The 14,022-nt window shown below is 45.4% G+C and carries 13 protein-coding genes and 2 pseudogenes; 7 read left to right on the top strand and 8 right to left on the bottom strand.

Translation table 11 applies throughout. The features are described from left to right. The 3 genes and pseudogenes from O9332_RS12680 to O9332_RS12670 form a co-directional block, all read left to right on the top strand. Positions 1-134, top strand: a pseudogene (locus O9332_RS12680) (IS630 family transposase); the annotation flags it as partial. Between the two features lie 160 nt (positions 135-294). Then, positions 295-459 carry a metallothionein gene (locus tag O9332_RS12675; RefSeq protein WP_002760407.1) on the top strand — a complete coding sequence of 55 codons (165 nt, stop codon included), beginning with the start codon at positions 295-297 and terminating at the stop codon, positions 457-459. A gap of 98 nt (positions 460-557) precedes the next feature. Next, a complete protein-coding gene (locus O9332_RS12670; protein ID WP_002760406.1) occupies positions 558-929 on the top strand; it encodes an ArsR/SmtB family transcription factor in 372 nt (123 codons plus the stop codon). Here the strand turns inward: O9332_RS12670 and O9332_RS12665 are convergent. Then, complete coding sequence (locus tag O9332_RS12665; RefSeq protein WP_002760405.1) at positions 926-1,714, bottom strand: pentapeptide repeat-containing protein; 789 nt, start codon at positions 1,712-1,714, stop codon at positions 926-928. The genes O9332_RS12670 and O9332_RS12665 overlap by 4 nt on opposite strands. A gap of 201 nt (positions 1,715-1,915) precedes the next feature. Here O9332_RS12665 and O9332_RS12660 point away from each other — a divergent pair, with 201 nt between their 5' ends. Then, on the top strand, positions 1,916-4,978 hold the full coding sequence (locus O9332_RS12660; RefSeq protein WP_288025858.1) for a sll1366 family intein-prone helicase: 3,063 nt from the start codon (positions 1,916-1,918) through the stop codon (positions 4,976-4,978). On the opposite strand, the gene O9332_RS12655 is transcribed toward O9332_RS12660, so the two are convergent. The 6 genes and pseudogenes from O9332_RS12655 to O9332_RS12635 all read right to left on the bottom strand — a co-directional run bounded on the left by O9332_RS12655 (position 4,975) and on the right by O9332_RS12635 (position 8,186). Continuing rightward, the gene (locus O9332_RS12655; protein WP_288025856.1) at positions 4,975-5,868 is read right to left on the bottom strand and encodes a DUF6515 family protein; all 894 of its coding nucleotides are present in this window, start codon (positions 5,866-5,868) and stop codon (positions 4,975-4,977) included. The genes O9332_RS12660 and O9332_RS12655 overlap by 4 nt on opposite strands. Next, positions 5,865-5,994 (bottom strand): annotated as a pseudogene (locus O9332_RS28420) (YgiT-type zinc finger protein); the annotation flags it as partial. The pseudogene O9332_RS28420 and the gene O9332_RS12655, both read right to left, overlap by 4 nt. A 56-nt stretch (positions 5,995-6,050) precedes the next feature. Beyond that, positions 6,051-6,383 (bottom strand): type II toxin-antitoxin system PemK/MazF family toxin, encoded by a 333-nt coding sequence (locus O9332_RS12650; protein WP_147072359.1) that lies wholly within the window; start codon positions 6,381-6,383, stop codon positions 6,051-6,053. Next, the gene (locus tag O9332_RS12645) at positions 6,380-6,622 is read right to left on the bottom strand and encodes an AbrB/MazE/SpoVT family DNA-binding domain-containing protein (RefSeq protein ID WP_002772118.1); all 243 of its coding nucleotides are present in this window, start codon (positions 6,620-6,622) and stop codon (positions 6,380-6,382) included. Before O9332_RS12645 ends, O9332_RS12650 begins: the two co-directional genes overlap by 4 nt. Positions 6,623-6,713: 91 nt before the next feature. Next, positions 6,714-7,490, bottom strand: a complete 777-nt coding sequence (locus O9332_RS12640; RefSeq protein ID WP_288025853.1) for a DUF2092 domain-containing protein — start codon at positions 7,488-7,490, stop codon at positions 6,714-6,716. A 33-nt stretch (positions 7,491-7,523) separates the two neighbouring features. Next, positions 7,524-8,186, bottom strand: coding sequence for a potassium channel family protein (locus tag O9332_RS12635; protein ID WP_104396907.1), 663 nt, complete (start codon positions 8,184-8,186; stop codon positions 7,524-7,526). A 430-nt stretch (positions 8,187-8,616) separates the two neighbouring features. Here O9332_RS12635 and O9332_RS12630 point away from each other — a divergent pair, with 430 nt between their 5' ends. Continuing rightward, positions 8,617-9,594 carry a helix-turn-helix domain-containing protein gene (locus tag O9332_RS12630; protein WP_288025850.1) on the top strand — a complete coding sequence of 326 codons (978 nt, stop codon included), beginning with the start codon at positions 8,617-8,619 and terminating at the stop codon, positions 9,592-9,594. A gap of 355 nt (positions 9,595-9,949) precedes the next feature. Beyond that, on the top strand, positions 9,950-10,411 hold the full coding sequence (locus O9332_RS12625; RefSeq protein WP_158200915.1) for a hypothetical protein: 462 nt from the start codon (positions 9,950-9,952) through the stop codon (positions 10,409-10,411). Positions 10,412-10,475: 64 nt separating this feature from the next. Here O9332_RS12625 and O9332_RS12620 read toward each other — a convergent pair whose 3' ends face one another. After that, a complete protein-coding gene (locus O9332_RS12620) occupies positions 10,476-10,715 on the bottom strand; it encodes a hypothetical protein (protein ID WP_158200914.1) in 240 nt (79 codons plus the stop codon). 17 nt (positions 10,716-10,732) lie between these two features. Here O9332_RS12620 and O9332_RS12615 point away from each other — a divergent pair, with 17 nt between their 5' ends. Further along, positions 10,733-13,942 carry an efflux RND transporter permease subunit gene (locus tag O9332_RS12615; RefSeq protein WP_288025847.1) on the top strand — a complete coding sequence of 1,070 codons (3,210 nt, stop codon included), beginning with the start codon at positions 10,733-10,735 and terminating at the stop codon, positions 13,940-13,942. Positions 13,943-14,022: the final 80 nt, after the last annotated feature.

The following is a 14,022-nucleotide window of genomic DNA, read 5'->3' as shown; positions in this document are numbered from 1 at the left end:
AAAACTTTTCTGACTTTTCTTCAGCCATTTATGAATGTTTGAATGATGCCCATTTGAAACATAAAAAAGAACTGGATTCCTTGCTGACTCTACGATTTCAGAAGTTTAATAAATCTCAGATTATGAACGTCTAAAGTATAGCTTAAACAGTGAACAGAAAACTCAAATCTGAATCACTGATCAAGGAGAACTTCCCACCCGTCTGAGTTTTAGAAAAATTTAACTTTATTCAATCCATGAACATCTGTTCAGATGTTATACTAAAGTCAGTAAAGAAGTTCAGAGGTAGTAACCATGATCGCTGTCACCACCATGAAATGTGCTTGTGAATCCTGTAAGTGTGTAGTATCGATCGCCGATGCCATCAAAGAAAACGATCAATACTACTGTTGCCAAGCTTGTGCCAATGGTCACGTTAAAGGGAAAGGCTGTGGACACAATGACTGTCGTTGCGGTTAAATTTAGTTATTGGGGAGAAGGGGACAAGTATCGGGATTGAAGATTCGATCGATACCTCCCTTTCTCAACTTTCCCTTAATAACCGATCAGGAAAAAACATGGCCATAGAGAAAATAGCGCCGGTTTGTGGGGAATCCCATCACCAAGAGGCGAAATTCCAGCACTTGCAGGGATTAGAAATCGAAAAAGCCCAAAAAATGGCCGAATTTTTCAGCCTTTTGGGGGATGCCAATCGCCTAAGAATTCTGTCGCTTTTAGCCAAAAGAGAATTATGTGTTTGTGACTTAGCCGACGATTTAGGGATGAGTGAATCGGCCGTATCGCACCAGTTAAGAACCCTAAGAGCCTTAAGATTAGTTAAATACCAAAAACAGGGACGGAGAGTCTTTTATCGTCTTGCCGATCATCATGTCCTTGACCTTTATTACGCGGTCTCGGAACATTTAGAAGAGCCAGCGGACGAGGACTAAAACAGTCCCAAAGCGGGTAAAACAAACTGTAAAAGCAGAGAACCAATCCCCTGCACCATTTGGTCTAATTGAGCGTTGCCACCACCTTGTTCTCGCGGTTTTAGGGCGATTTCCATGCCTTTAATAAAATTCTCTGCCGCTTCGTACCCGGGGGTGTTACCTTGCTGTTCAAAGAGAGTCGAAGCCATTTGAGCGTCCTGGGCCGCTAGAGCATTTTGTCCCAGACGATAGTGAGCCATGGCCCGGGCCAGATAAGCTGGAGCATATTCTGAGTTAATTGTCAAGGCCTTATTAAAATTTTCTATAGCGGCGCTGGTGCGTCCCTGTTTTCCTTCCACCATCCCTAGACCGTAGAATAGTTCAGGAGTACCGGCACTACTGGGAATTCCCACCGCACCCTGCACGTATGCAGTGTCTAGTTTGGTGTTTTCGAGGTTAGCATTATTGAGATAAGCGCCTCTTAAATCCGCACCCGTCAAGATTGCCCCGCTTAAGTTCGCTCCAGTGAGATTAGCACCAAAGAAAGAAGCACCGGTTAAATTGGCACCACTCAGATCCGCCCCACTTAAATTGGCTTGACTAAGATTAGCCCCGACGAGATTGGCCCCATTTAATTTTGCCCCGGTTAGATTCGATTGCACCAACCCCGAACCGCTCAGATCGCATTGGGGACATTTTCGGGTGGATAATAATTGCTGTAGGTGGTTTAAATCTTCCGTCTGACCAACTAGGGAGAAGTTCAGGGGAAGACTGAGGACGAGGGTGAGGGCGATCGATTTGTACATAGTTGAAAAATAAATCTATTTATTATTACTGATAATAACCATTCGATCGGGGCTAATCGCTGAACTAGATTCTGGTTGAGAAATCAGCCCTTGTCCACTAAAATAGAAGATTAGAGGCTCTTAACGTCAGAAGAAGCGACAAAATCGAGATTTGTTACCTTTTCAACAGCAAGTTTTTTAGAGGAATTTCCCTATTTCATAATGACTACTCTACACGGTAATTGGCTGATTCGTTCGCAAGATAGTGTTTTTTTTCTTTGGGGTGAACAGTGGCAAGGGAAGGAATTAAGTGAAACAAAGGAAAATCATCCTTTTTGTCTAGAATCTGGGGCATTAGCCCAATTTATCGAGAAATTTTCTCCTCAGCTTGACCGGTATTCTCCAGAATCAATCAAGCTCAGTCTCCCTAGTTATTCTCCCCCAAGGAAAAAATATTCTTTACCGCTGCTGTCGGGGCAAATTCTCGAACCCACAGCTAAATCCTTGTCTTGGCAACCATGGCAGGTATCGGGATTAACTTTTTCTGCGGGAATGATAGTGCGGTTATGGGAGAAATTCCCCCTAGCTAAGGCCGAATTTATCGGCAATGATCTACGATTTTGGCTGTATTTGCACCGTTGGAGTTTAGATTTATTAGCAAGGGGGAAATTTTTAGCGGGAATAAATCAAGGTCAAAGTTGCTGGTATCCGCTGCTGGATAGTACCATCGATCGCACTCGTTTAGCTAAGTTTATCCAAACCATCCCCCCGGTTTGTCTTGCCTATCAAGAAAATAGCGAACCACAAACAATTATTCTCGATTGCTTAAAAAATATTGTCGATGCTCGTTTACGACAAAAAATAGATAGTACTGTTAATATTTCGCCGTCATTGATGGTGAAACCCTGGCTACAATCTTTAAGCAGTGATCATCATGACATTGCTTTAGAAGCGAAGAATTTACAGCGTCTAGAAAATGCTTATAATAACTGGGTGTTTCCTATCCAAGAAAGTTTAGTGAATGGCAATAATCGCCAATTAATCGAGAATCAATACCGTGTTTGTTTATGTTTACAACCTCCCAGTCTAGGAACAGCGTGGAAACTCACCTATTATTTACAAGCGTTAGATGCTCCCGAATTTCTCATTAGTGCCAAGTTGATTTGGTTAGAGGGCAAAGAAAGTTATCATAGTTATCAAAGAGTTGTCAATAATCCTCAGGAAATTCTCTTAAAAGGATTGGGATTAGCGGCGCGATTGTACGAACCAATTAGAATTAGTTTAGAGCAAAGACACCCGGAGGAATGTTCTCTTGATTCGCTCGAAGTTTATCAGTTTATTCGCTCGATCGCTTGGCAATTGCAAGAGCAGGGATTAGGGGTAATTTTGCCAACGGGTTTAACTGCCGGTAGTAATGAACAAAGATTAGGAATTAAGATTGCTGCCACTGTCACTCCCAAAAAAGGAGAAAGATTAAGTTTAACCAGTTTATTAAACTTTCAGCTTAAATTAGTGGTAGGGGAACAGGAAATATCAAAAAAAGATTTTGATAAGTTATTAGAGAAAAAATCGCCAGTGGTGGAAGTGGGAGGCAAATGGTTAATCCTACAACCTACGGATGTCAAAGCAGCTCAGGCAATTTTAAATAATACCATCGCTCCCCTTAATCTCTCGGTGGAAGATGCCCTACGCTTGAGTTCAGGAGATAATAATCTAATTGCTAAACTGCCGGTAGTTAATTTCCAAGCGGAGGGAGCATTAAAGGAATTAATTGATAATTTAAATAACAATCAAGGGATTCAATTAATCAACCCACCGCGGGAATTTCGGGGGGAATTACGTCCCTATCAAATCAAGGGAGTTAGTTGGTTAGCTTTCCTAGAAAAGTGGGGTTTAGGTGCTTGTTTAGCCGATGATATGGGTTTAGGAAAAACCCCGCAATTAATCGCTTTTTTACTAGCATTAAAAGAACAGGATATGTTAGTTAATCCCGTGTTAGTGGTGGCTCCCACTTCTGTGGTCAATAACTGGGAACATGAATTAAGAAAATTCGCTCCCACCCTAGCTGTTTTTGTGCATCATGGCGAAAAAAGATTAAAAGGTAAAGCTTTTGCTCAAGCGGTAAAAAATCAATCGGTTGTTATTACCAGTTATCCTTTAATCTATCGCGATCTGTCCACTTTGGAAGCAGTACAATGGCAAGGTTTAGTTTTAGATGAGGCTCAAAATATTAAAAACTCTACGGCTAAACAATCCCAAGCAGTGCGAAAAATACCCGCAGGATTTCGGATTGCCTTAACGGGAACTCCCGTAGAAAATCGCCTGACGGAATTATGGTCAATTTTGGATTTTCTCAATCCCAATTTTTTAGGAACTCAAGCCTTTTTTCAGCGTCGTTTTGCCCTTCCCATTGAAAAATACGGCGATCAAGAATCCCTGCATAATTTGCGTTCCCTTGTCCGTCCCTTTATTTTACGGAGATTAAAAACCGATAAAAATATTATTGAAGATTTACCAGAAAAACAGGAAATGAATATTTTTTGTGGTTTATCGAAAGAACAGGGACAACTTTATCAACAATTAGTCGAGACAACGCTCCAGAAAATTGAAGAAATTCAAGGAATTCAGAAACATGGATTAATTTTAACCTTGCTAATGCAACTAAAACAAATTTGTAATCATCCTGCCCATTTTTTGAAAGAAAATAGTTTAGAAACCAGTCAAAGATCGGGAAAATTATTACGTTTAGAAGCCATGGTAGAGGAAGTGATAGCAGAAGGCGATCGAGCTTTAATTTTTACACAATTTGCCGAGTGGGGAAAACTCCTACAAACCCATCTCCAGAAAAAATTAGCCGAGGAAATATTATTTCTCTCCGGTTCTACCAAAACAAAAGATCGGGTAGAAATGATCGAGCGCTTTCAAAATGATCCCCAGGGACCAAAGATTTTTATTCTCTCCCTGAAAGCGGGGGGAACAGGATTAAATTTAACCCGCGCTAATCACGTTTTTCATATCGATCGTTGGTGGAATCCAGCCGTAGAAAATCAGGCCACCGATCGCGCTTTTCGCATCGGACAAAAACGCAATGTTCAGGTACATAAATTCATCTGTACGGGAACCCTAGAGGAACGCATTAATGAGATGATCGAAAGCAAAAAACAATTAGCGGAACAAACCGTAGATGCTGGGGAAAATTGGTTAACCGAATTAGATACCGATCGCCTGCGAGATTTATTATTATTAGATCGATCGGCAATTATTGATGAAGAAGAACCCGATTAGAAGCGAACCACCTGATAAACCGTGGAACCATTCTCAAACAGAGGCTGATAGTAAATACCGCTGCAATTGTAATAAAGCGTATTGTCAGCCGTAATTGTGGTGCAGCCGTCTGGGATATAGGTGACAATTGCGCCGATTGGCGGGGCCACCACCGTGTAGGAACTACCGTTAGGCTGAAGATAGATGCCGTCCGAGTAAATGTAGGAATTGGAACCCACATAGACGGTATTGTAGTAGGGGGGGAGAGTGGCGATCGCTGAACCGATGACTAAGCCAGTGGTTAACCCCACCCAACCCCAACCCGGGGGGACGTAATAACCGCCACCGTACCAACCGCCACCACGCCAGTAACCATTGCGATTATCGTCAATAAAGTTCTGACGGTTCTGTTGGCGATCGCTAACCTGCTGCTGCCGTTCCCCCTGTCTTTCGGTGCGTTCCCCTTGACGGATATCGGTTCTTTCGGTGCGTTCCCCCTGCCGGTTTTGTTGACCGGTTTGCCGTTCACCCTGTCTTTCGCTGCGTTCCCCTTGACGGGTATCGGTTCTTTCGCTGCGTTCACCCTGCCGGTTTTGTTGGCCGGTTTGCCGTTCACCCTGTCTTTCCGTGCGTTCCCCTTGACGGTTTTGTTGACCGGTTTGCCGTTCACCCTGTCTTCCAGAAAAATCTCTGGAAGGTTGGGAACGATTACTAAAATTCCCCCGGTTTTGCAGATCACTACTGCGGTTGACCCGTGGGGAAGCTCCACCACCCCCACGACTACCACCACCACCCCCACGACTACCGCCACCACCGCCACCGCGAGCGTCCACATAATCCGTTACCAGTAAACTTGTACCCAAGAGGAGGGCGGCAAGAACACATAAGTTTTGACGTAAAGATCTTTTCATGGCCCGGACTCCTTGATTTTTTTATCTTCCCAGATTATTTTCTGCAAGCGTTCGACGGTTTCTGGTGCAAAAAAAACGCTCTCCTGTTTCTACACAAACTCTGGCGGGAACATTTTCTATAATAAATCTGGGTTGGGTTCATAATTAATATCGCTCTTCTGGGACTTTTGAGAATGTCCCTGTCAGAACAGAATCGGCTTAATTCTTCTGAGAACATCCTGGAGCAACTGTTCTGGACACTTGCCGATAAAGCTCGCTTTTCTCGCTCGGAAGTCCAACGATCGCAGCTGATCTACCATGATAACTCCTGTCACTGCCTCTCCATCTGGAATCTTGACGTAGAAAGGGTTCTGGCGTTGCGTATTGCTCACCGGACAGACAAAGGCAAAACCAATCTTGCGATTAAAATCAATAGGGCTTACCACCAGTGCTGGACGATTACCCATTTGCTCATGCCCAATTTGTGGGTCGAAGCTCAACCGCAGGAAATCTCCACGTTCTGGAATGTATGTCACCAAACCTCCTCTCCCATTGGCCGTCCCCAATCCACTTCCGGCTCCGGTGATTCAACAACCTCAGCCAGTAGTTCTTCTAGGCTTAACTCAGGCAAGGCTTGAATTAGCTCAATTACTAGCTTTCCGTTTTCCACAGAACATTCAACAACGTCATTGGGATTGAGGTTTAGTGCTTCCACCGCATACTTGGGAATCCGAATCGCTAAAGAATTACCCCAGCGTCCAATCTGCGACTTCATGATCCCACCTCGAATTCGTTAGATATTCAAAGTATATCAAAACGCTGATTTAGGGGAATACCGACGAGCGATCGCATTTTATGAACAGGGTTTACTGCTGGGATTGATTATCCCTAGGGGGTAGAAGTTCGATAGGGATCGACTCTGATCCCGGTTGGAAAGTGAAAGTATCGGCGGGGGTACTGGGATTAAAATTCCAGTCGGATAATATTGCCGTGTACTGGGGTGAACCGGGTAGAGTTTTATAGGTAATAATCGCTTTCCTCAGTAGGGGGGTGGCATCCTGCGTGACCCAGATTTGATAATCGCGATCGCTACCGATCAGCAGCAGGTGATACATCGGTTCGCGGTTGACCATGTCGTTGCCGATAAAAATAATTTGCTTGACATCGGCCATTAGATCTGCACAGGGATCGTTCGCTGCCAGATTTGACATGGGAATGCTGATCCCGTACCTTTGCTCTACTTGGTCTAAGGCTTCATCTAGAGTATTCGGCGCCGGTTTTGTAACGTATAGATCCCGTTCCAGATCCGCAAGGGTGAAGGTTTTACCATCGTAAAAAAAGCGGGTAACTCGTTCATCTCCAGTGTAGTCCGAGCGCAGGCGATCGGGTTTCTCTACCCAGATGTTTTGATAGGCGCTGTACTGAACTTTCGCCCCGGAGTCGAGTACATCGTCATAGGTGACATCCATATTGACGGTGAACGATCGCTGTTTGGTTAAATTAGCACAGAGTTGCTCGATCACCTGTTCCGCCGTTTTTGGGCGGATTTCCTGGGATAGAGTCGGTATTTCCGCCAAGACTCCTGCGGCAGTGACCCAAGGCAAAAGTAAAGAAAGAATCGGCATAAAGCGACGCATAATCATCTAATATTCCCCCAAGGCGCTGGATTGTTTTGGTTAACGACCATTGTGTAAACTGACTAAACGAGCGATAAAAACGGCGGGATAGAGAACTCCAGTCATTCCTTCTAAATTGGCTAAAACTCTAGCGATTTTACTGGTAGGAACTATATCACCGTAGCCAACCGTAGCCAGGGTAGTAAAGCTGAAATGAAGTAGATCCGCCTGGTTGACGGTTTTAGCGGCGGAGCTAAAGGAATCGGGTTCAAAAATCTGGACGATACTATAAGCGGATGCCCAGAAAAATCCTAGGAGAAAATAGACACAAATTCCCCCTTTGATGATATCGGATGTTACCTGTTCGGCGAGAATTAATTCTAGTAAAATCGAGTACACGCATAAACTAACAAAAGCTAGAGAAATTAATGTACTAGATAGCTCGAACCAACGGTTGAAATCGCTATAAATAGGGATAATCGTGCTGAATGCTCGCAGGAGGAGGGCAATTAGAAACAGACCGATATTAAATCTTAAAGCCAATTTACTTCGATCAATCTGATAGACGGCGATGATCAGAGAGAGGGAGAAGAAAAAGAAAATCAGCCAATCTCCCAGGGGTAGATATACTAAAAACGGGTAAATAATGTAGAGGGAGAGCAGATTTGCCAGCAGCCGATTGTATTTATTTTCTGTTGCCCGCATCAATTGACGGAATTTCATAGCAGCGAACCTTTAATTGGTAATATTTCCTCCTGCTAATTAATTTTAAGGCTATTTATCTCCTATCTTCTTTCTAAATTTTCTTGCTTGAATAAACAGCGAGTTTCTATCTATTAGCCTCTAGAAGACTATTATAGACGCTTGGCAAGAGCGATCGCTATCAAAAAATGGCAAACTTAGACTTACAGATAGAACTTTTCGGTAATTTTTTTATTAAGAATTGACCATAAATTTTAAAAAATATTGCGGATAACGAGAAACCCCTATTTCTTTCAATCAAGGAAAAAAGTCAGAGTCTGACGTTATTAACCCATAAAAGCTAAAAAACTCTACAATTAAGATTGGTGAGGTATAATGCCTATTGACAAGAGAATAACTCTTAATAATACTTAATAATTTTTAATAATTCCGCTATCCTAAATCAGACAAAATGGATATCAATTTACAGCCCCTGATCGAGACTATTCCTTTTCACGATATCGATGAACTAGGGTCGCGGATGAGAGCTTTTCGTTGGGACATGGTTCATCGACCGATCGAGGCGGGAACTTTCGAGGGGGAACTGTTTGTAGCTCAAGTCGGGGGCATACAATTCGCCCGACCGATTTACAATCGAGGAATTCGTTCTCAAGGGGATTCTCCTCCCGGGACAATCACCGTCGGCATACCCTTGTCCACACCCCAGGTGTTCAAGTGGCACGGGTATTCCTTATCGTCGAATTCCGCTCTCTTGCAGAAAAGTTCCAGGGGAATCGATATGCTTCGATCGGGAAACTTCCCCCTCGCTCTGGTTACTATCGATATCGATTCTCTGTTTTCCCGGGCCGAACAAACCAATCGGCCCAGGGTAGTATCTTTAATTACGGATTCAACCCTGGCAATTCAACCAGAGCCGACTGTCCTGAGACGATTCCGCTCTCATTTAAGATATATTTTTGAGCTTTTCTGGAGACAACCCCAGACAATTCTAGAGCCAGCTATGCAATCGCTGATCCGAGAGGATTTTATCTCTCTGGTTCTAGATGTACTCGATTCCCATCAAAACGATCCGCCGCTGCGCCCTTCAATACGACATCCCTACATTAAGCGAGCAGAGGAGATCTTACTGGACAATCTCGATCGCCCCCTCTCGATCCTCGATCTCTGTCAAGAACTGCACATTAGTGAACGTACCCTCCGTTACGGTTTTCAGGAATGTTTTGGCCTGGGACCTGCGACTTATCTCAAAATTCAACGTCTTAACGGGGTACGACGACAACTAAAAGCCTCTGCGGGTAGGGGAATTACCGTTAGTGCGATCGCATTACAGTGGGGATTCTGGCACATGGGTCAATTTGCCAAAGATTATAAGAAAATGTTCGGTGAGTGTCCGTCGGCAACTTTGCGAGATAATTCTTTAACAAAATAAAAGTTAGATTTGCAGAATTTTGATAGTTTCTCCGAGTCTGCCAACGTTAAATATTAGTAGTAAATATTGAATCCTAGCTTTCTTGGGTATGTGAGCGGGGTTTGTGCTTGGTTCGGAGAGTAAAAACGAGGAGCAATTCTCTGAAAATCTCACGGGTTGACGCACAGAAATTAACCCCAGAAGAAACAGGAGAACTCGCTTCACTGCGAGCGATAATGACCAAGTCCCGCGCCAAGAATTAGAATTAGTGAGAACTTTGGTCACGGAAAAAGTCAAGGCGGGACAATTAAGGCTTAATTATCTTTAATCGTCCCCGAAGAGCCAATTTTAGAAAAACTTAACGGGAAAAACTATCATGTTGACAAAAACTTTCAGCTTTCTCTGGGCTGGTTTAATCCTCGGACTGACCTCGATGGCCGTTGTCGCCAGTACCAAAGATCAGGCTACCGAACTTCCGAAAAACTGTCAGTACCTCAAGGAAGTAGCCACTAATCAGACCCATATCCGCAAACAGATCGATGCCATAGGAAAGAATAACTTTAACACCGATTTCGCCGTGCCCTCCGGGGTGAAATTTGCCTCTTTTAAAGGGGTAATGGTTCCCGAAAACGATGGCAAATACGGAGTAACGATCAATCTCAAGTATCCCGATAATTCGGTTAATAGTGCCTTCCAGAAAAATGTCGAGATGAAGAGAGGACAAACCTACTCGCTCCCTTTCCAATCTCCCACGGGAAGACAGCCCTATCAAATCAATCTCAATATCAACGGGGCAAATAATAACGCCTACACGATCGCCGTCATGGCCTGTAAATAGCGATCGCTTTGATTCTGAACTCTCTACCGAAGGTCATCCGCAGCGACGAGGCAACAGAAGCCGATCAATTATCCTCTCGATCGCGCAAAATTCTCGCCTGTCGGAGATATTCTTGTCCCGCTCCCACGAATAAACCAATTCCCGCTCCCCACCAGCCGTAGGTGTGTAATAATTGCCGGTAGGAATCCGTATCGTACTTGAGTTGATCAACCTCTGGCTGGCCAAATTTGACTAATCCCAAACCAATAACAAAACCGATCGCCGCCGTGAAGATAGCGGAAAAAAGAATTCGTCTGCCGTTCATCCTGTCGTGATCCCTCCATGGTACTCAGTATATCGAGCCTCTTTATCAAACGTCCCGTTTTAGCGACGGTTTGTTCTCTGTTAATCGTCTTAGCTGGAGCGATCGCTTTTCCTTTGCTGCCCGTCGCCAAATTACCGCAACTAGCCCCCACCCAGGTGAAAGTAACCGCCACCTATATCGGTGCCGATGCCCGCACCACCGAAGATACGGTAACGACCATCTTGGAGCGGGAAATTAACGGCGTGGAGAATATGAAATACATTAGCTCTAATACGAGTAATGATGGGGTTGCTAATATCACGGTGGCCTTTCCCACGAATATAGACCGTAATCAGGCGCAGGTCAATGTCCAAAACCGAGTCGGTCTGGCCGAACCCCGATTACCAGATGGGGTCAAACAAACGGGGGTTAAAGTTGATAAAGCCTCGCCGAATATTCTGCTCGCCTACGCTTTTTTCTCGGAGAAAGACCCGTCAGGAAAGGCAATTTACGATCCGATTTTTATTAGTAATTATATCGATCTCAATATCACCGATGAAATTAAACGGCTGTTCGGGGTCGGGTCAATTACCATGTTCGGGGAAAGAAAATATGCTATGCGGTTTTGGCTCGATCCCGATAAATTAGCAGCTCGCAATCTCACCGCCGGCGATGTGGTACGGGCGATCGAAGAGCAGAATTTACAGGTAGGTGCGGGACGTATTGGTCAGGAACCCACCCTTCCCGATCAACAGTTCGAGATTCCCCTGCGGAGTTCGGGACGCTTTCGCACAGTAGAGGAGGCAGGGGAACTGGTGGTTAAGGTGGGAGATAATGGTGCCTTAATCACCTTGGCGGACGTGGGACGGGTGGAATTGGGGGCAGAAAATTACGATACCGCCGCATTCTACAACGGTGAACCAGCGATCGGTTTGGCGGTGTACCAACTACCCGGAACTAATGCCCTGGCCACGGGAGAGGCGATTAAAAAGGCGATCGCTCGCCTACAGGCAAGTTTTCCGCCGGGGCTAAAGGTCGAGGTCGCTTTTGATACGACTACCTTTGTCAATGTAGCGATCGCTGATGTCAAGGATAACACCATGGAGGCTATCCTGTACGCCATCATCACGATCATGATTTTCCTGCAAAACTGGCGGTTAGCGATGATTCCAGCGATCGCTATGCCCGTAGCCATGGTCGGTGCGATGGCGGCGGTGTTAGGTTTTGGCTTGGAATTAAATCTTTTGACTCTGTTCGGCATAATTCTAGCGATCGGCACCGTTACCGATGATGCGGTGGTAATCGTCGAAGCGGTACAGGTGAAAATGGCCACGGGAATGAAACCGCTGCAAGCTTCCCTCGATGCCATGAACGAGTTAGGCGGGGCGGTGATTGCCTCGGCCTTGACCCAACTGGCTGTTTTTATTCCGGTCGCTTTCTTTCCGGGGACGACGGGTATCGTTTACCGTCAGTTTGCCGTTACTTTGGCAGCGGCGATCGTTTTCTCCACCTTTAACGCCATTACCCTCTCCCCGACGCTGGCATCCCTAATTCTCCGTCCCCCGAACGCTACCCCCGACCCGATCGATCGGATATTTCGCTTTCTGTTCGGTTGGTTTTTCGATCTTTTCAATCGCATTTTTGGCTGGATCGAGAGGCGTTACGGTCAATTTATCGAGGCTTTAACCCGGATCAAACCGATGATCATGATAATTTTCGCCGCGGGCTTGGTGGCGACGGTTTTTATGTACCAAGTCGTTCCCTCCGGTTTTATCCCGGAAGAAGATCAGGGCTACTTTTTTGTTCTAGGCAATTCCCCCTCGAATACCTCCCTGAACTACAGTCGTCAGCAAGTGGCCGATGTGGGTCGGGTACTGGAGGAGATGCCAGAAATGCAGGCCTTTCTCGGTATTGCGGGCAACAGTTTCGAGGGCAATAACTACAATAAATATCTTTTCTTTGCTCGTCTCAAACCCTGGGAGGAACGTCCCGGTCAGGAGCAATCGGTTTTCGCTCTGCTAAAAACCCTGAACGCCAAACTCCGCAGCGAGATTACTGGCTCTAAAGCTGTGGCGATTAACGCTCCGGCGGTGGACGGGTTGAGTGCCACCGGTGGACTAGAATTTCAGCTACAAAATCGGGCGGGTTTACCGATGGAGACGATGATCGAAGTGACCCAGAAATATATGGCGGCGGCGAGCCAACGTCCCGAACTGCAAGGTGTGTTTACCCAGTTTACTTTCTACACCGATCAGTCGGAAATCTCGTTAGATAGAAAAAAAATTAATGCCCTGAATATCGATGTGGCCGAGGTGCTGAGAACTCTGCAAACCTATATCGGTTCTAACTACGTTAACGATTTTGTCTTTGCTAATCGTCAGTATCGCGTGTATGCCCAGGTTAATCCGCAGTTTCGCTCGAATCTCGCCGATCTTGAGGGCTTTTATGTGAAAAGCCGGGATGGTGCCTTGGTGCAGTTAAGTAGCGTGGTTACGGTGCAGAGTCTTAATTATCCCCCCACCCTCACCCACTATAACGTTTACCCCTCGATTAAAATTCAAGCGGCTCCAGCCCCGGGTTATAGTTCTGGTCAAGCGATTAAGGTGATGGAAGCGGTGGCCAAGGAGACTTTACCCCCTAGTTTCGGCTACGAGTGGACGGGAAGCGCTCTCGAAGAGCTATCTGCTGGCAATGCGACTATTCTCATTTTTGGCTTAGGTTTTGTTCTCGTTTTTCTGGTACTGGCCGCCCAGTACGAGAGTTATATCGACCCAACGATTATTATGCTCACGGTTCCTCTCTCTACTTTAGGGGCATTATGCGCCATCTGGTTCCGGGCAAATATCCTACAGGCAGGGAGTTTTTGGCCGATTATCAGTAACGATATCTACGCTCAAGTGGGGTTGTTAATGTTGATCGGTATGGCCTCTAAAAACGCGATCCTGATCGTAGAAACCGCCAATCAAAACCGCGAGATGGGTCTGGATTTTACCGAGGCGGCGGTAGAGGCGGCCAAGTCACGTTTCCGACCGATCATGATGACTTCTTTATCGGGAATTGTCGGTTATATACCTTTAATGACGGCGGCGGGAGCCGGTGCGCTCAGTCGTTGGTCGATCGGTACGGTAAGCTTCGGGGGCTATTTGGTTGCCACTCTCTTAAGTTTAGCGATCGCTCCTATTTTATACATCGTGATTAAAACCTTGGAAGATAAATTTCTCGGTTTGGATGTAAGCAAAATAAACTAGAAAAACCCGGTTAAACCGGCGAAAAAGTATTGCTACCAGTGGTTGATCGGGTTGCGAGATTTTTGGGACATTTTCGATAA

Origin of the sequence: Microcystis sp. LE19-10.1B, from assembly GCF_027530565.1 — a bacterium.
Taxonomy (GTDB): domain Bacteria; phylum Cyanobacteriota; class Cyanobacteriia; order Cyanobacteriales; family Microcystaceae; genus Microcystis; species Microcystis aeruginosa.
The sequence above is the reverse complement of the archived record's forward strand: the minus strand, read 5'-3'. Positions and strand labels throughout refer to the sequence as shown.